General features: G+C 34.9%; 11 protein-coding genes and 1 pseudogene. All 12 read left to right on the top strand.

All coding sequences use genetic code 11. The annotated features are described in order from the left end of the window. The first annotated feature begins 171 nt into the window (after positions 1-171). The 12 genes and pseudogenes from BM018_RS05255 (at position 172) to BM018_RS05210 (ending at position 15,995) form a co-directional block, all read left to right on the top strand. On the top strand, positions 172-597 hold the full coding sequence (locus BM018_RS05255; protein ID WP_092319341.1) for a hypothetical protein: 426 nt from the start codon (positions 172-174) through the stop codon (positions 595-597). Positions 598-774: 177 nt separating this feature from the next. Further along, complete coding sequence (locus BM018_RS05250) at positions 775-1,011, top strand: hypothetical protein (RefSeq protein ID WP_092319339.1); 237 nt, start codon at positions 775-777, stop codon at positions 1,009-1,011. 26 nt (positions 1,012-1,037) lie between these two features. Then, on the top strand, positions 1,038-1,103 hold the full coding sequence (locus BM018_RS08310) for a hypothetical protein (protein ID WP_407640967.1): 66 nt from the start codon (positions 1,038-1,040) through the stop codon (positions 1,101-1,103). Positions 1,104-1,117: 14 nt separating this feature from the next. Then, positions 1,118-1,285, top strand: coding sequence for a hypothetical protein (locus BM018_RS07625; RefSeq protein WP_159428194.1), 168 nt, complete (start codon positions 1,118-1,120; stop codon positions 1,283-1,285). A 39-nt stretch (positions 1,286-1,324) separates the two neighbouring features. Further along, positions 1,325-1,678: pseudogene (locus BM018_RS05245) on the top strand (restriction endonuclease); the annotation flags it as partial. A gap of 118 nt (positions 1,679-1,796) precedes the next feature. Further along, positions 1,797-2,099 (top strand): hypothetical protein, encoded by a 303-nt coding sequence (locus BM018_RS05240; RefSeq protein ID WP_092319335.1) that lies wholly within the window; start codon positions 1,797-1,799, stop codon positions 2,097-2,099. A gap of 16 nt (positions 2,100-2,115) precedes the next feature. Next, a complete protein-coding gene (locus tag BM018_RS05235) occupies positions 2,116-2,451 on the top strand; it encodes a hypothetical protein (protein ID WP_092319333.1) in 336 nt (111 codons plus the stop codon). Between the two features lie 651 nt (positions 2,452-3,102). Further along, positions 3,103-12,027 (top strand): hypothetical protein, encoded by an 8,925-nt coding sequence (locus BM018_RS05230; RefSeq protein WP_092319331.1) that lies wholly within the window; start codon positions 3,103-3,105, stop codon positions 12,025-12,027. Positions 12,028-12,150: 123 nt separating this feature from the next. Next, positions 12,151-13,536, top strand: coding sequence for an NAD(P)/FAD-dependent oxidoreductase (locus BM018_RS05225; protein ID WP_092319329.1), 1,386 nt, complete (start codon positions 12,151-12,153; stop codon positions 13,534-13,536). Next, positions 13,536-14,486 (top strand): type I phosphomannose isomerase catalytic subunit, encoded by a 951-nt coding sequence (locus BM018_RS05220; RefSeq protein WP_092319327.1) that lies wholly within the window; start codon positions 13,536-13,538, stop codon positions 14,484-14,486. Before BM018_RS05225 ends, BM018_RS05220 begins: the two co-directional genes overlap by 1 nt. A gap of 243 nt (positions 14,487-14,729) precedes the next feature. After that, entirely contained in the window at positions 14,730-15,008 is a 279-nt protein-coding gene (locus tag BM018_RS05215) for a hypothetical protein (RefSeq protein WP_143280428.1), read from the top strand. A gap of 81 nt (positions 15,009-15,089) precedes the next feature. Continuing rightward, positions 15,090-15,995: a hypothetical protein gene (locus tag BM018_RS05210; RefSeq protein ID WP_159428193.1), complete on the top strand. Its 906-nt coding sequence runs from the start codon at positions 15,090-15,092 to the stop codon at positions 15,993-15,995. Positions 15,996-16,034: the final 39 nt, after the last annotated feature.

The raw sequence follows: 16,034 nt of genomic DNA, 5'->3' as shown, positions 1-16,034 counted from the left end.
ATGACGTCACTGATGCATAGGCTCCGTCTTGATATTTCCACTCGATGCCTAATGCTTTGCTTTTTGTGCGACAAACCGATACCGCCGCTTCCGAGACGCCCATGCGTTCCGAGATTTCTTTCCCATTGTATCCTTTGGCGTGCAATTCTTTTGCAATGTTGATCTTTTCTATTGTTTTCTCATCCATGCATAAGTATAACTTCTTTCCACAGCCCTGCGGAGCAAAACACTGCAGATCTCATCTATCTTGATCCTTCTTTTAACTCTAATAGAATCTATAACCGTATCTACTCGACTGATACGGAACTTCCTGTACTGGAAGAAGCAATTGCTTTTTGTGATGTTTGGGGGCTTACGCAAGAAAAAGAAGATGATATCCAGGAATTTAATGAAACACTTATTAACGATGGAAATCAACAATTTTCCGATTTTTGGAGCACATGGGTTAATGTATTGAGATATCAAAATCCTAAGATTTTATCTTATCTCGTATTTATGGCTCAAAGATTATGGGTGATGAAGGCAAAGCTGAAAGATGGGGAAGCTTATTTCTGCACTGTGCTCCCGCAGCTAGCCATTATATTAAGATTATTTTAGATGGAATTTTCGGTCATAAAATTTTCGGAATGAGATTGTTTGGGGTTACAATAGGTTTTTACGAAATGCAAAATATCATTTTCCTAGGATGCATGATATTATTTTCTGGTATGGAAAAGGGAATACAAATTATTTTGATCTTCCTAGAGAGGAAAATTTTGAATTAGGTACACCATATTGAAAGGATACCATACAGTCGTTGATTTTGGTATTAAAAAACTGCTAATTTATGATAAAGGAAAATTAAAGCAATCAAAAGTAGATTTATCTAAGTATGATAAAATTGTTGATGTGGAGATTAAAGCACCTATAATAGGCTATGTTTGGAATATGCAATTTATTAATCCTGTATCACAAGAACGGCTTGGTTATCAGACGCAGAAACTTATAGCATTATTTGGAAAGGATTATTAAAGCCTGCACAAAAAGAAGTAGATGTAGTGTTGGATCCATTCTGGGGATGCGGCACGACGCTTGGTGCAGCTCAAAATCTTAATCGTAAATGAATTGGGGTAGACATATGTATGCTGTCGATAACACTTATGGAAGAACGATGAAAGAAAAATATTCTTTCTTAATAAAAACCAAGGATTATACCACTGATGATATGCCTGTTACTATCGAGCAGGTCAAAGAATTAATTTCAAAGTGTGAAAAAAGTAAAAATGAAGGGCGTTATCAATTCTAATATTGGGCTGTCGAAAAAGTTAGGGGATTCTCTTCTACTAAAAAAAGCTGGGACGGAGGAATTGACGGCTCTATTTATTTCTATAAAGATGACAAAAAGATGACAAAAAAATTGGGAAAGATGATCTTATCAGTCAAAAGCTACAAAAAACTCCAAGCCTCTTATATTCGTGATTTGGTTGGAACTATGGAAAATAATAAAGCGGAGATGGCAGGCTTGATTTGTTATGCGAAATCTACCAACCAAATGCTTACCGAGGCAAGAAAAGCAGGTCATTATTCTTTGTATGCCGGCTCATTTGGGAAATTGGGATATCCTAGAGTACAAATATTAATGGCAGAAGAGATATTGAATGGAAAAACATTTAATATCCTTCCTATCACAGTTAACTAAGAAAAGCAGTTAAAATATCCCCACCTATTTTAAAGTTGGGATATTTTTATTTTTTTCCGATTGACGGGATTAACACTTTAGTATATAGTAGTGTAGAAATGGTATCTAAGGACAGAAAATGAAGAAATTGATATTTTTAGGATTTTTTTTAACAGCTGCTTGTGCGGTACAGAAAGAATTGGCCAACGGGAATACTATAACACCTCCTGAATCTGAAAATGCCGGAACACTCCCAGATCCTTCTGCTCAAACTACCAGAGATGAGTGGATCCAGTTGGTGAGAGGAAAGACTGCTGGTGATCATACTTTTGATAATATTGGAAACTGGAATAGAGGATCAGTGGTAGTGTATAAATTTTGTGATGTAGCAAAAGGTCAAAATAAAGTGATTTATTCCATTCAAAACGGTTGTAGACTTTGAGTTAAAAGGCTCCACTTTGTTAGTTTTTGCTAATAATCAAGGGACCAGTGGTGTATCCCCATGGTCCTCATCCAACGATGTGTCCTTTGATTCAAATAATCCCGATGTTTATACCACTTACACAACCTTATATGTGTGGCGAGAAAACAATACATCTGCTCAAGGGCAAGAATGGGTTCAAAAATATAAAAATAAAACCTTAACATCTCAACAAAATAATGTAAAGCAATTTATTATTAATATTGATAATATGGTAGAACAAGGTCAAAGCAATCCTGCTTATCTTTTTTCTTATATTGATGATTCGGACCATTTATATTTTCGTACAGTTTCCTTTTTGTACAATAAATAGAATTCAAATCTTGAATTTAATTAGTTCTAAACGTTTTTTCGACACTGTAATTACTGTTTTTTAATGTCCACATTCACGTTTACGGATCGGTTTTTATTTTCTCTTAAAATCCTTATTTTTCCAGTACTAAACATAGATTTAATCAAAATTTAATTATTAAATCTCCAATGTCCGCGAGGACATGTTTATTTTTGCCTGCAAAACCTTGTTTTATTTATCCTTGTACAAATGCCATTTTACGCTTCGCATGACATCGGGTCTCACATCAAACTGCTCTTAACAATTATGTCTTTAATTTTATATTGTATAATATATTATCAGATTTGTTTTGAAGTAGTTTCTTTTTGAGAATAGATAGAAAAGTTTTTAAAGGAATTTTTTAAATATGTTGTGTAAAAATATTTATTGATTAGAATCGAGTACAGAAATTTATACTCATATACTATATGGAATTTTTCTTGCATAAATAGTGCATATTGCATATAATTTGTGGGAAAATATGATATTTAATAAAATAATATCTTTACAGTTGACTTTCTTTTTTTAATAATATATAATTAAAAGGTTCCGATATATATTGAGGATGATTGAAATTTCAGATAGGTAAACAGAAATTTTATTATTTCTTTATGAAAATAGGGGAGTTTTGTTATGACAAGAATGTTTCTTAAAGTGTTTGCTTTGATTTTGTTGTCGGGGTGTTCCTTGACCAAAAAAGAGGCTTTCAACTTAAAATACAATGAGAGGCGGGTGATTGATACATTCGAAAAAGTTCCATTGTATTCTATTAATTCAGATGGCTCTTTTAATTGTGACGATTATACAGTGTTTGAGTTTGACGGAGATTTATTAGTTGCGCAATTTGAACGCAGAGCAAAAACACATTATACTAGTACTGAAAAATACGCAGTTGAAATTATAGAGGATGTATCTCCACTTGAAGGTTTGTATCGTTTGCATGGTTCTGGCAGTTATGGCGGTAAATACGTAGGTATCACTGCTATTACCAATGGTGGTGGTTCTTATGCGAAATTAGCGTTAGGTGATGACAGGGAGGGATTGCTCGAACAATCTCGTGAGATTGTATACTGGCAATATGCAAGCTACCCTTTAGTTGGACGGGCTTTTAATTCTTTTACAAATAATGAAGTGATTGTTCGATTGAATGAAAACGATTTGAAATATCATGTTCAAACTACTACTAATGCTGTATTTAAAACAGATGCAAGTGGTACAGTTCCTGAAAAAATCTATTTTACTAATGTACAGCCTGACCCTGCAAATCCGCATGCTCCTACTAAAACAGAATTAGGTTCTGTGACTGTTACAGGTGTACAGCTTTTTCCTCCCTCTATTGAGGTTTATTCTCTCCAAGATGGAAAATTTTTTGGTATAGAATACCATACCAATACTCAATTAGAAAAATTGCAAATGAGATTCGCGCACGAATCTACTTTGGACGGTGTATTATCACATCTTCAAAAGCGTTCTGCTGATTATGATTGGGAAAGTGAAAAAACAGCTGATATTCCTCATAGAGTTTTATCTTTAGTTGCAGGAAATCCCATAGTGACACTGAGTCCATATTCAGCAAATCCTATTGGCAGTTCTACAACTCCCATAATAATTCAAGCAGCATATGATTGGGAAAATACTACCCAGTACGACTTTGATCTTGATTCTATGACAGCAGAAGTAATCACAGTGTATGATAAAATTACTAATGTAAGTGCTTATAAAGTAAGAATGATTTCTGATTTATCTGAAACTAAAGGAGTTATTCAGTTTACTGGCCGTGGTGTTTTAAATCAACAATATGGATTATTAGAGATTACTAACAAAGCTAGTTTAGCTGGGTATCTTGTTCTAGCAATGTCAGAAAATGATCTTACTGCAGCAGGAGCTGTGAAGGCTCCGGTTCAGGATAAAGTTATTGCACAGCAGCCTCATCGGGTTGTTATTGAAATGCAAAGACGAGGTAAATCTTGGGTTGGTGTTCAGGATTCAGGTATTTATTCTATGACTAACACAACAAACTGGACATTTGATTCCGAAAAATTACTAGTACAAGCAAAAATCATGACGAATACTACACCAAAGACTTCTACTTATAAGATAAAAATGCTTAATAATTTTTCGGATAATCGAGGATCATTTAAGCTTCTGACTACTACAGAGACTATTCCGGGATTGACTGCTGATACTGATAGTAAGGCTTTTGAAAATTATGTTTTGGCTGTGAAATTAGGTTCCGGTGTTGATAATGTGCGTGCTATGCTTGAAATTAATGAGAGTCAGGCTAAAGCTGAAGAACTGCTCGAAAAACGTGTAGTATGGAATCTTTATGAACAATCAGCTGTTCCTAGTGGTAATCGTATTATCAAAACTCTAGCGAGTATTAATCCTTGGATAAAATTATCATCATCGGGATATTATACAGAAACAGAAACAGAAGTATGGTGGTTTGATCCGGATGCTATGAGTGCAGTTGTAATGGAAATTTCCAATAATGGTGGTAACGTAACTACAAATGGAGCTAGTTATGAAGTAGAAATGGCTATTGATTTAGGAACAGTAGAGGGAGGATTTAAATTGAAAAATCCAACCCCAATTGACCAAGATTATCCAAATGTGACAACTCCAAATAATGCATTAATTTTGAACACTACTTTTCAAGATAAATTTATGTATGTACTTACAGGTACAGCAGTTAACGCAAGTAAAGCTTATATTGGTATAGGTGATACCATAGATGAGGCAAAGGCAAATAAGCCTTCAGTAAAAAATAATTATCATACCTTAGATAATGCACCTCTTTCTGCTATTACTATTGAAGCGGCTGTTGATAATGCTAAGAATAAAGGGCACAAATATGTTGCTTTACAAGCACCTGCAGCTGCAAGTACTGGTTCTTATTTACCTTATGATACTGAAGAATTTATTTTTAGTGCTGACCCTTTACAAGTTGAAATTACTGTTATTACTGCTGATAATACACGAAAGAAAGAAACTCATCCTATTCAAATTGTTCGAGCTATCAATAGTACAGAAGCGATTTTTAAATACTTAGGTACTGGTAGTTTGGCTGGTAAATTTGCTGGTTTTAGAGTTCAAGAAGCTTCAGGAAGTGTACCTGGTACCCATTTGATTATTACAAATGCTGATAGTTTGGCTGATGCAGAAAGTGAATTGCAAAAATTGAAAATAGCTAATCAATGGACTCATGATCTAAAAGAAGAAAGATTGGTTCCTGATACCAACTTCAATAATAATTTGGGGCCTTGGGGAGCTGTTGATTTAGCACTAGAATCTTCTGGAACTACTTATGATCATTTATTATATGATTATCATAATACAACTAATTTTACGTTTGATACTACTACGAAAACAATTAAAGTTGATTTAATAAATCGAGACATTACAAATAGTTCTACTTATGAATATGAAGTGATGTCGCAAGAGGAAGTTGTATCGCCTCAAAAACATACTACTATTGTAAGACTTACAGGTGATGGTGCTTGGAATACGAGATATTTAGGTGTAGAAAGATTGAGTCATATACTAGATAGTAAAGCCTTTAAATATAGTAAAATCATTATGAGTGATACTTATGGTGATACAGTAACGGCTTTAACCACTGCTGCAGCAAACTATTATGAAGTGTCTGCATTGGATTTTCCTAAAAATGCGATCCAGCGTGCAGATGGTGATGCGGCATCGGGAGCAATTGGTGATACTTTAGTAATGGTTGATGATAAAGGGATCTGGAATGCAGATAATACTCAAGAACTGCGATTTAGATCCAGCGATATGACTGTTAACATTTCTGATGTGGATGCAACAGGTACTCGTTCTCATCGATATAATATTATTGTTGAGAGAACTACTACTGCTCCTGTTAATGTTACAGACGAAGCAGAAGCAATATTATACTTGAAGTCTTTTGAAAATAATGACACAGCTAAACTACATAAGAAATTTGTTAAAATGAAAGTAGAAAGTGGTAGCACACCTAAAAAGGTTAGATTTGTTACTGCTGATAATAAATCTGATGTGGAAACTGCATTTACAGCATTGAATGGTCAACCAAATCAATGGAATTTTCAAGATAGAACGTCGACAGCTATTGATGTTAGAGTAATTGCAACTGCTGGGGATAAGATATGGACAAAATTAGCTTCTAATCTCTATTACTGGGATAGTGAACAGGTAGAACAATGGGCATTTGATGCAGCAATGAAGACGGTGCGAATTGTAAGTACGAATGGAAGCGTGATTAAGACTGAAAATTACCGTATTGGTATGAAAGAGTCGATATCGGCTACGGAAGGTATATTCTTATTGGCTGGTTCGACAGCTTCTGATACGATGTACAATGGTCACATGGCATATTTAGGGTTTGGTACAGGTGTGAATGACAGGGATGCGAACGGATTGTTGCTAACCACGTCTGTAGGCGATGAAGCTACGCGTATTGCACATTTGAAGTCGGAAGCACAGAAAATGAACGCGGCGCACAACTGGAATTTACGGGAAAAAAGTTTGGCAGAACTGTCTAACCGTGCGATTGCGAATGCTGCAAAAGTTGCTGAATGGCGTAGTTTGGAAGACAAGTCGACAGCAGGCACGTTGAAGTATGATAATAACAATTATACTTCGTTGAAAATTAGTGCTGATACGGCGAATAATAAATTGACAAATGTTGTGATTCAGAAAGTTGGTACAGGCGCGAAAGGGCCTATTACATTCCAGCATAAGATGCACCAGGATGTTTCGGATTATCGTGGAATATTCCAGCTTTATAACGGCAATGATGCTGAGTATACAAATAAATATATGGCTATTGAGCTTGGTACTGCGGTAAATGATCGATTATTGAAAGTAGGTATTGGAGATACGCCGTTGGATGCTCAGAATAAGTTGAATGAGCAGACAATCTGGAACTACATGGACAAAAATATGGCTGTAGCTGATGATCGTATTGTTCAAGAGGCTGTTAGTAGAGGATCGCATATATGGATCTCCTACAGAGACAATCCAGTTGTAGGGGCAGGAGATAATCCTTTATATACATCCGCAAATTCTACTAATTTGATGTTTATACGAGATAATCAAACATTGAAAATGCAATATATTACAACAACAGGCAGTGTAACGACAACATTAGAATTTGTTTACGGATACACGATGATAGAAGATGAATCCGCATTAAAAGGTGTATTTAAGTTATCAGGCTTTGGATCGTTTGCTGATATGTTTGTTGCAGGAGAATTAGGCACAGCAGGAACAAGTGAGTCAAATAGAGCGCGTATAGCATTTGGGACAGATACCGAAGAATCAAAACAAGCTTTGGCTGCAACAAATGCTCAAGATCTTTGGAATATTTTTGAACGAAAATCTTTACTATTAGGGGCTCAAGTTATTACTACTGCTCAAGCTAGAGCAACTTTAGTAAGCCTTGATGATAATGAATTGTATGATCCTAGAAATACGAAAGAATTCGTATTCAACAATGATCCTAGTGCACTTAATCCGTCTGTACAGGTAACGACACTTATTCGAGATGTTCCTGCACAATATCGCTATGATATTGAAATGTTAGAAGATACTTCTACTGATGAAGGTTATTTTAGACTGGATAATCAGGGATCACCTGATCATAATAAATTTTATGGATTGAAATTTAATTCGGGTTCCGGAGCACCAGATAAAGCTCAGTTGGTAGAAGGAACAAGCTTAGTTGATGTTAAAAATAAATTAGCAGCTTTAGGAAATAAATATACTGTAAGAGAAAAAACAACTGTTCCAAGTGCACTTAATTTTATTACCAAAGCTCAAGAAGCAGTTGAATTTGTTTCGCTTACCAGTAACAAAGTATATGTGCCCGTTCATACTGATACCATCAAATTTGATGAAGCCACTAGAACGATGAATGTTATTTCTTTGGACACAAATAAAGCAACATTATCACATAATTACTATTTGTTACTGGTTTCGAATACTACGGATACATCTGCTTGGTTCAATCTGAAATCTGATGGAACTACTGCAACTCATCCATGGCATGGTAAATATATTTATTTGACATCTACTGCAGTTGGCAATAAGATGGGAGAAATTAGAATGGGTATGGGTGATACAATGGCTGCAGCACAGAGTGATTATAATGATAACCATACAGTATCAGGTTATACTTATAGAGCTTATGAAAATGTTAAATGGGTACGGCGTGATGTCGTTGATATACCTTCTGATGTTTTAGAATTGCTAGTAAAAGATAATAAAACGATTGCGGCAGTACGAGGTGGTTACTATCATCCTAATGAAAATGAATCTTGGACATTTGATCCTACTCATAGAAAATTAACAATTAATGAGCGTGGATCGCGAACGGAAAGAGAAGCATACTTTATGATGGATTACAATAACACTACATCACTACATACAAGAATTAAAGTCAATGCGTATCCATCCATTATGACTACGGTTCCAGCTCAATATTTCCATATGATTCTTGATATACGTCCAGAATTCAGAAAGAAATATTTTGTAAAAATGAATTATGCTGCAGATGTTGATAGTGCAAGTAACGGTGCAGAACATTGGAAATTGCCTATTATGAGAAATAGAGATATTGCTATACTTTCAACACGTATTTTAACTAACATGGGTGCTGACATAGATTATCGTCCTATTGATGTTGACGGTCAACGTATAGCTGGTTATGGTTATAAGGTGGTTTCTATTAATTCCAATATGGGTGCTGTGGGTTCTGGCTCTGCAGATCCTACGGTCAGAGATAATCTACATATTGAAGTAGGTGATGCCCTTGTGACTGATACTATTAATAATAAACAGCAGTATGTCTCTGTAATCATGCAGGATTTAGGTGCAAATGATGCTGTTGTGATGTTGGAACGGCGAGATGGTGCGGATAATTCACCTTTGACGAATACTTTCCTTGCGATACGAAGGGGTGTAGATGCTGATGAAAAACGATTAAAAGTAGCATCAGGAGTCACTGCACAAGAAGCTTTAGATAATTTAGCAGTTTTAAATTATTGGAATTATATTGATAATAGTGTTTTGAATATAGATAACAATTTGATCACACTACTTTTTGCGACTGGAAAAACATGGGTTCAAACTCAAGGTTCTGCTTATAATGCCAATAATACAACAAACTGGATTTTTAATCCTACTGCTAGATCATTAAATATTTATTATATTAGTGGCAATGGTATGCAGACCAATACAGAAACATATGCCTATACAATGATTGAAAAAACTAGTGATACTGATGGAATTTTCCAATTAAGAGGTTACGGAGTTTATAATTATAAATTCGTCAAATTAACCCGAAATAATGCCAATGTCCGTTTTGCTGTAGGAACAACTATTGCCGCAGCAAAAGCATCTCATGCTGCTTTGACTACAGATAACTTGAAAGAACAATCAAGTATTATGCCTGGGCATCAGCTTATTACAAAAGCTATTGGATACGGATTATTAGCTGGACTCGACAGTAGAGGATTACATGATCCTCAGAATACTACCAATATGCAGTTCCAAAATAATAGTGGTGATTTGCAAGTAATTATTACAGAATATAGAAATGGAGTACCAATTCCAAATTCTTATGGTATTGAAATGATTCAAGATAGTCTTACAGATGGCAAGTTTATTCTACGTGGTTATGGTACCTTAGCTAATAAATTTGCACGTCTGAAGCATCTTGATGAAACAGCGAATCAGCAAACTGTGAGCTTTGTGTTTGGAGATACAGAGGATGTCGTGGATGCTGCACCAATGACTGAAAATACACATAGAAATAAAAATGGAATTCCTCAAGACCAAGGATTATTAGATAAAATAGTATTGCAGCAACCTTTTGTTTCTTTGACAGATAAAAAAGTATATGTGCCGACATCTTCTGATGAATTTTCAATTACTAAAATATCTGCTGTTAGTGGGGTATCAGCTGAAAATGTAGTTATGTCTGTGATCTCTGCTAATGGTTCTTCGAGTGCTTCTCATACTTATAATATGATCCAGGTTTCCAATAATACAACGACTGGAGAAGCAACGTATTACTTGAAAGGAACATCTTCTCATAAGCCTTGGGATGGTAAGTATGTGTTATTTGTTGTTGGTATTTGGGAATCTAATGATGTAGTGTCGTTGCGTATGGGTATGGGTGATACAATGGTGGCGATGACTAATGATTATAGTAATAACAAGATTGCTACAGGATTTACAGCACGTCGTTGGCAACAAGCGAAGTTTGTAAGAAAACGACAATATGCATCCGATGATGTGCTTCTTGAAATGATAAAGCAATCACCAACAATTAGTATCACTCGAGGCGGTTACAATGATGCTCGTGATATAGATGAATGGACATTTGATGTTCCTCAACGAAAAATTTCTATTAGAAAAGGTAACAGTTTTGGTTCAGGAAGTCCTATCACTACAAGTGAATATTATTTTGAAATCTATAAAAATGATGTTTCGAAGTTAGAAACGGGACTTTATTTGAATTCTTATGGAACAGGTGGTGGTGGTGTTGCAGCATATTCCTACTTCAAAATGAGTACGGAGCCCCATAGACGCGATAATTTTGTTTCAATGAACTATTCTGCTACTGAAAGTTTGGCTGCAGATATTGCTACGAATCAACAATTCGCGCTAACTCATCCTTTATGGAGAAATATATCAAAAGCAACTCTTAGTATGGCCACTTTAACTAATATGGTTCCTAATAGGCAATGGGTGCCAGTGAACGCTAGCGCTGCTATACAAGCAGGAACAGCATATATGTCAACCAATTTTGCAGCATATGCACATAATACTGCTCCGGGAGGTGCTTGGAGAGATAATTTATCACTCAGAGTACAACAAGTTAATACTAGTGGTGCTTGGCAAGGAAATTTTGATAGATATGTACCGGTACCTTATCAATATAATGGTCCTTATGATACTATCCTAATGCTTGAGCGTGTCACTAATGCGTTTCCAAATACTCATAAAGATAAATTTGTAGCTATTCGAGTAGGTACAGGTATCAATTCTTATACTGCCAAAATTGGATATGGAAATACATTACAGGATGCACTATCTCAAAGGGAAGCATTAACACATTGGAATTACAGGCCAATAGAAGGTACAGGAACAGTTGATGTTGAAAATTATTTGAGAGCAAATAGTAGATGGGGCGGAAGACCTTATTTAGATGGTGCACCAATCGGAGGTATGTGGGTTCAATATGAGAGTAGTACGGCACAGTATGGTACGTTAATAGGCATTCAAGGTCCTGGAGATCCTCAAGGTCAGCATATTCCATATCAATTGGAATTAGTATATAGATTTGATAATCCTGAATCGAACGGAGTCGTATTCAAATTGATCGGCTATGGACAGTATGGAGGTAAATTTATCCGCTTTAATAAAAAAACAGGAACAGCTGATGGATCTAGAATAAAAATGGTTTTAGGTAGTGATGAAGCTGGTGTTAATGCGTCATGGTCAGCAGCGCCAGCAAACAACTTTGAATCTGGTCTTAATGTGATTCCTTAAAATTGAACAATCTTATAAAAAGCCTCCTTTTAAGGGGGCTTTTTAATATAGTAAATTACACAACTTGACAAAATATCTATATTTTGATAGAATATTATGTTTTGTAATATATAAGGAATATTAATGATGTATGATATTATTTTTGTTGGTGCTGGTCAGTCTGCTGTCATGGGGGCTTATGAAGCTTTACATATTAATCCGAATCTGAAAATTCTGCTTATTGATAAAGGAATGATGTGGAATGAACGTATTGCTGCAGTAAGTTCAAAGGGAAAAACAACACTTTCTCCTATTGTGTATGGAGTTGGTGGTGCAGGGGCGTTCTCTGATTGTAAATTTAATCTGGATCACAGGGTGGGTGGCGATGTATTCACGGTAACCGGCAAGCAAAAAGTCAATGAAGTGATTAATTATATTGTCAATATTTATCGCAGCCTTGGTTGTGACGTAGTGCCAATCGGCAAACATATGAATGTTACTATGTCTGCCATTAAAAAATCATGCATTGAAAATCATGTGCAGTTGGTTGATACGTTAACGATGCATCTTGGTACAGACGGCGCTCGAGAATTATATACTGCTTTGATTCAGGAATTAGTTGATAAGAAAGTGCACTTTGCAACTAATTCTGAGTGGACAGACTTAGTAGTAGAAGAGGGAAATTTAGTGGGAGTCCGCTATATACAGAATGACCAAGAATTAATAGCATTATCCGATAAAATTATTATTGCTGTTGGGCGTAGTGGTGCCCAGAAAATGCAGGAAATTGCACGAAATCATAATATAGAATTTCTTCACGGTAGTGTTGATGTTGGTGTACGTGCTGAAATTCCTGATGTAGTAATGCAGGATATTAATCAAAATTTTTATGAAGCCAAAATGATTTATTATACCAAATGCTATAATGATAAAGTGCGTACTTTTTGCAGTAATCCTAGTGGTTTTATTGCTGTTGAAAAACATTCAGATGGTATCATTCTAGCGAACGGACATGCTTATAAGAATAAAAAATCACAAAATACTAATCTAGCGTTATTATGTACGCAAAATTTCACAGAACCTTTTAATGAACCATTCGAATATGCACGTTCGATTGCCCGGATGAGTGCTATGCTTACGGGAGGTAAAATTTTATGTCAGTCTTATGGAGATTTGAATAGAAAACGTCGTTCCACCGATGAACGGTTGTCTCATTTGAATGTTACTCCTACAACTAATGATTATGTTGCGGGAGATATTTCATTAGCATGTCCTAAACGCATTCTTGATAATATCATAGAATTTATTGAAGTGCATGGGAAAATCACTCCTGGATTCGCTTCAGCTGATTTACTTTTATATTTTCCGGAAATAAAGTTTAGAAGTGTGCGTCTTAAAATTGATGAACACATGCAAACTTCTTTGAAAGGTTTATATGTGGCCGGTGATAGTTCTGGTTATGGTAGTGGTTTGAATCAGGCAGCTGTTATGGGTATTTTAGCTGTACGGCATATTTTAGGAGACCAGTAATGTATCCATTAAAAATTGCTCCCGTATTCAAAAAAAAAATATGGGGAGGTAGGGCATTATTTAATCAGCTGAATAAGAAACTTCCTGATGAAGGTTTATATGGCGAAAGTTGGGAAGCAAGTGTTCATCCCAATGGTATGGGAGTGGTTCTTAATGGTAGCTTTTCAGGGTTATTGTTTGCAGATTTGTTAGCTGACTATGGAAAAGAAATTATTGGAGAACGTTTGTGGCAAAAATATAATGGTCAATTTCCTTTATTATTAAAATTTTTAGATATTAACGATAAATTATCGTTACAAGTACATCCTGATAATAATTATGCTTTAAAAATAGGTCAGTCTTTTGGTAAGGCTGAATGTTGGTATATCATTTCGGCAAGTCCAGATGCTAAAGTCGTGATGGGCATTAAAGAAGATATTAAATTTGAGTATTTTGCACAACAGGCAGTTGTGCAAAACTTTGAAGGATTATTTAATGAAATCCTAGTAAAAGATGGGGATTTAGTTGTGATCCCACCTGGCATGATCCATGGTACTCTAGCAGGGTCTTTGTTGATTTTTGAAATACAACAAAATTCAGATCTTACATATCGTATTTATGATTTTGATCGCTTAGACAATGGAATAAAGCGTACACTCCACTATCAAGAATCTTTGGAAAATATTAATTTTTCTTTGCGTCCGAATATCTGTAACTTTAAAAATAATAAAGGGCAAAAAATCCTTTTAGATTGGGAATATTTTTTGCTTTCTCAATTGGTTATTTCTGGTTCTTATTTTATTTCATCTATTGATGTATTGAGGTTCTATACATCAATAGAAGGTACTGTATCTGTGTCTTATAATAATAATACTTTTGTCTTGCATAAAGCAGAAGTATTGGTTCTTCCAGCATTTTGCAGCATTGATATTTATGGGGATGCTCTTTTGTTTGAGATTCTTCCTTATTAATTTAAAATAACTTTGTCTTTAATAGAGAAAATATCAACTATTCTGACAAACTAAAAGTCGTGGAGGATAATATGAGATTTTTATTTATAAGCACTACTGTGTTTATTTTTTTAGATCCCTGTATTTGCCGGCAATTTTCAACTACAATATATTCCACTTTCAGCTAATGAGATTAAAATAGATGTTTTGTATACGGGAGAAGCAACTGAAATAACATTACCGGGGCGGGGAAGAATCCTTTCTGTGCAAAATCAAGAAAATCTTAATTTTGGTAATGGTCAAATTCGTATAGGAATTAAAGTTGGGGATGAAGAAGCTGCTGGTAGGGAGTATTCTGTTCGTTTTTCTTATTCTCTTATTCTCTCTGGTGCAGGTACTGCTGGCTATCTCACTGAGAATTGGTTTCCTAAGATTAAAAAGCAGCCTGATTTGAATTACCATTTTAGTCTTGCAGAAGGAGTATCAAATATTCTTATTTTTCCTTACAGAACGAATGATATATCGTCCTATTATTTTACATAGTCTGATAATCCCAAACTGTTGAATATAAAATATACTTTAGAAAAATTTCAAGGTATGGTGCCTATCACTCTATATAAAGGCATGAATTTTAATATGACACCAGCTGATATTGATAAGATTTATCAATATTTTCAAGGAATTTTTGGAGATAATCATATTGGTGAAATAGTAGTAATTAATTCTTCGTTGTTAAGCACAGATAGTTCTATTGTAGATAATAAATTATATATTACAATACCTGGGCGTGTAACATTCAAGCAAATGCAACAAATCATAGCAAATGGATGGTCGCATATAAAAGAAAATCTTAGTCTGAGATTATTTAATATGTTTAAGGATGCGGTAATACGATTAAGTAAAATAGATTTAGAAATTCAATCAGGTAAAGCTCAAGAAAATCCAGGAATACATACTTATCTGCAGGATGATCCTGCTTATATTGTTGCAGTGACTCCTGCGGAATATTATCAAGAATTGATACGTAAAGGCTTTGAGAATAATACTGTATTGTATGTCGATGCAACTGGTATTATGAGTAATTATGGGCTTTTACATTTAGCTTGGTTTAATATGGGTCCGGAAGCTTTCTTAGCGGGTGTAAAAAATTATTTTACTCAAGAAGTGAAGTCAAATACTAACGAAACTATGCAGACTGAGACAAATAGTAACAATTTCGATACCGATTTAGTTGATTGGTCGATTATTATGCAAAATAAAGTTTCTGAACCTTTGTTTAGCTTATATACTAAGCAAGTTTTGCGTGAAAAAGGGTTAGTACCCGTGTTGGAATCTCATGGAAAAACAATCAGTCGTAATAGTGAATATATTCCTGATATTGAGATAGCTCAAAATAATGGCTCAACACAATTTATTAATTGGAATAATAAAAAGACTGCTGAATTAAATTTTGAACAAGGAAGTTATCAATTAGATCCAGAATATACCGTTCCTAGAAAAAAATATATTAATAGTTTTTTTCAGTTTTGATACGAATGAACAAATACAAAGAAGATTAGTATTAGCATT

The sequence above is a fragment of the Brevinema andersonii genome, assembly GCF_900112165.1.
In the GTDB taxonomy this organism is placed as follows: Bacteria; Spirochaetota; Brevinematia; order Brevinematales; family Brevinemataceae; genus Brevinema; species Brevinema andersonii.
Note: the sequence above shows the minus strand (reverse complement) of the source record. Positions and strands in the feature narration are given on the sequence as shown.

Coding starts and splice junctions, on each gene's coding strand:
- BM018_RS05220 (WP_092319327.1), top strand. CDS start 13,536: ATGTATCCATTAAAAATTGCTCCCGTATTCAAAAAAAAAATATGGGGA.
- BM018_RS05225 (WP_092319329.1), top strand. CDS start 12,151: ATGATGTATGATATTATTTTTGTTGGTGCTGGTCAGTCTGCTGTCATG.
- BM018_RS05240 (WP_092319335.1), top strand. CDS start 1,797: ATGAAGAAATTGATATTTTTAGGATTTTTTTTAACAGCTGCTTGTGCG.
- BM018_RS05210 (WP_159428193.1), top strand. CDS start 15,090: ATGAATTTTAATATGACACCAGCTGATATTGATAAGATTTATCAATAT.
- BM018_RS05230 (WP_092319331.1), top strand. CDS start 3,103: ATGACAAGAATGTTTCTTAAAGTGTTTGCTTTGATTTTGTTGTCGGGG.
- BM018_RS07625 (WP_159428194.1), top strand. CDS start 1,118: ATGTATGCTGTCGATAACACTTATGGAAGAACGATGAAAGAAAAATAT.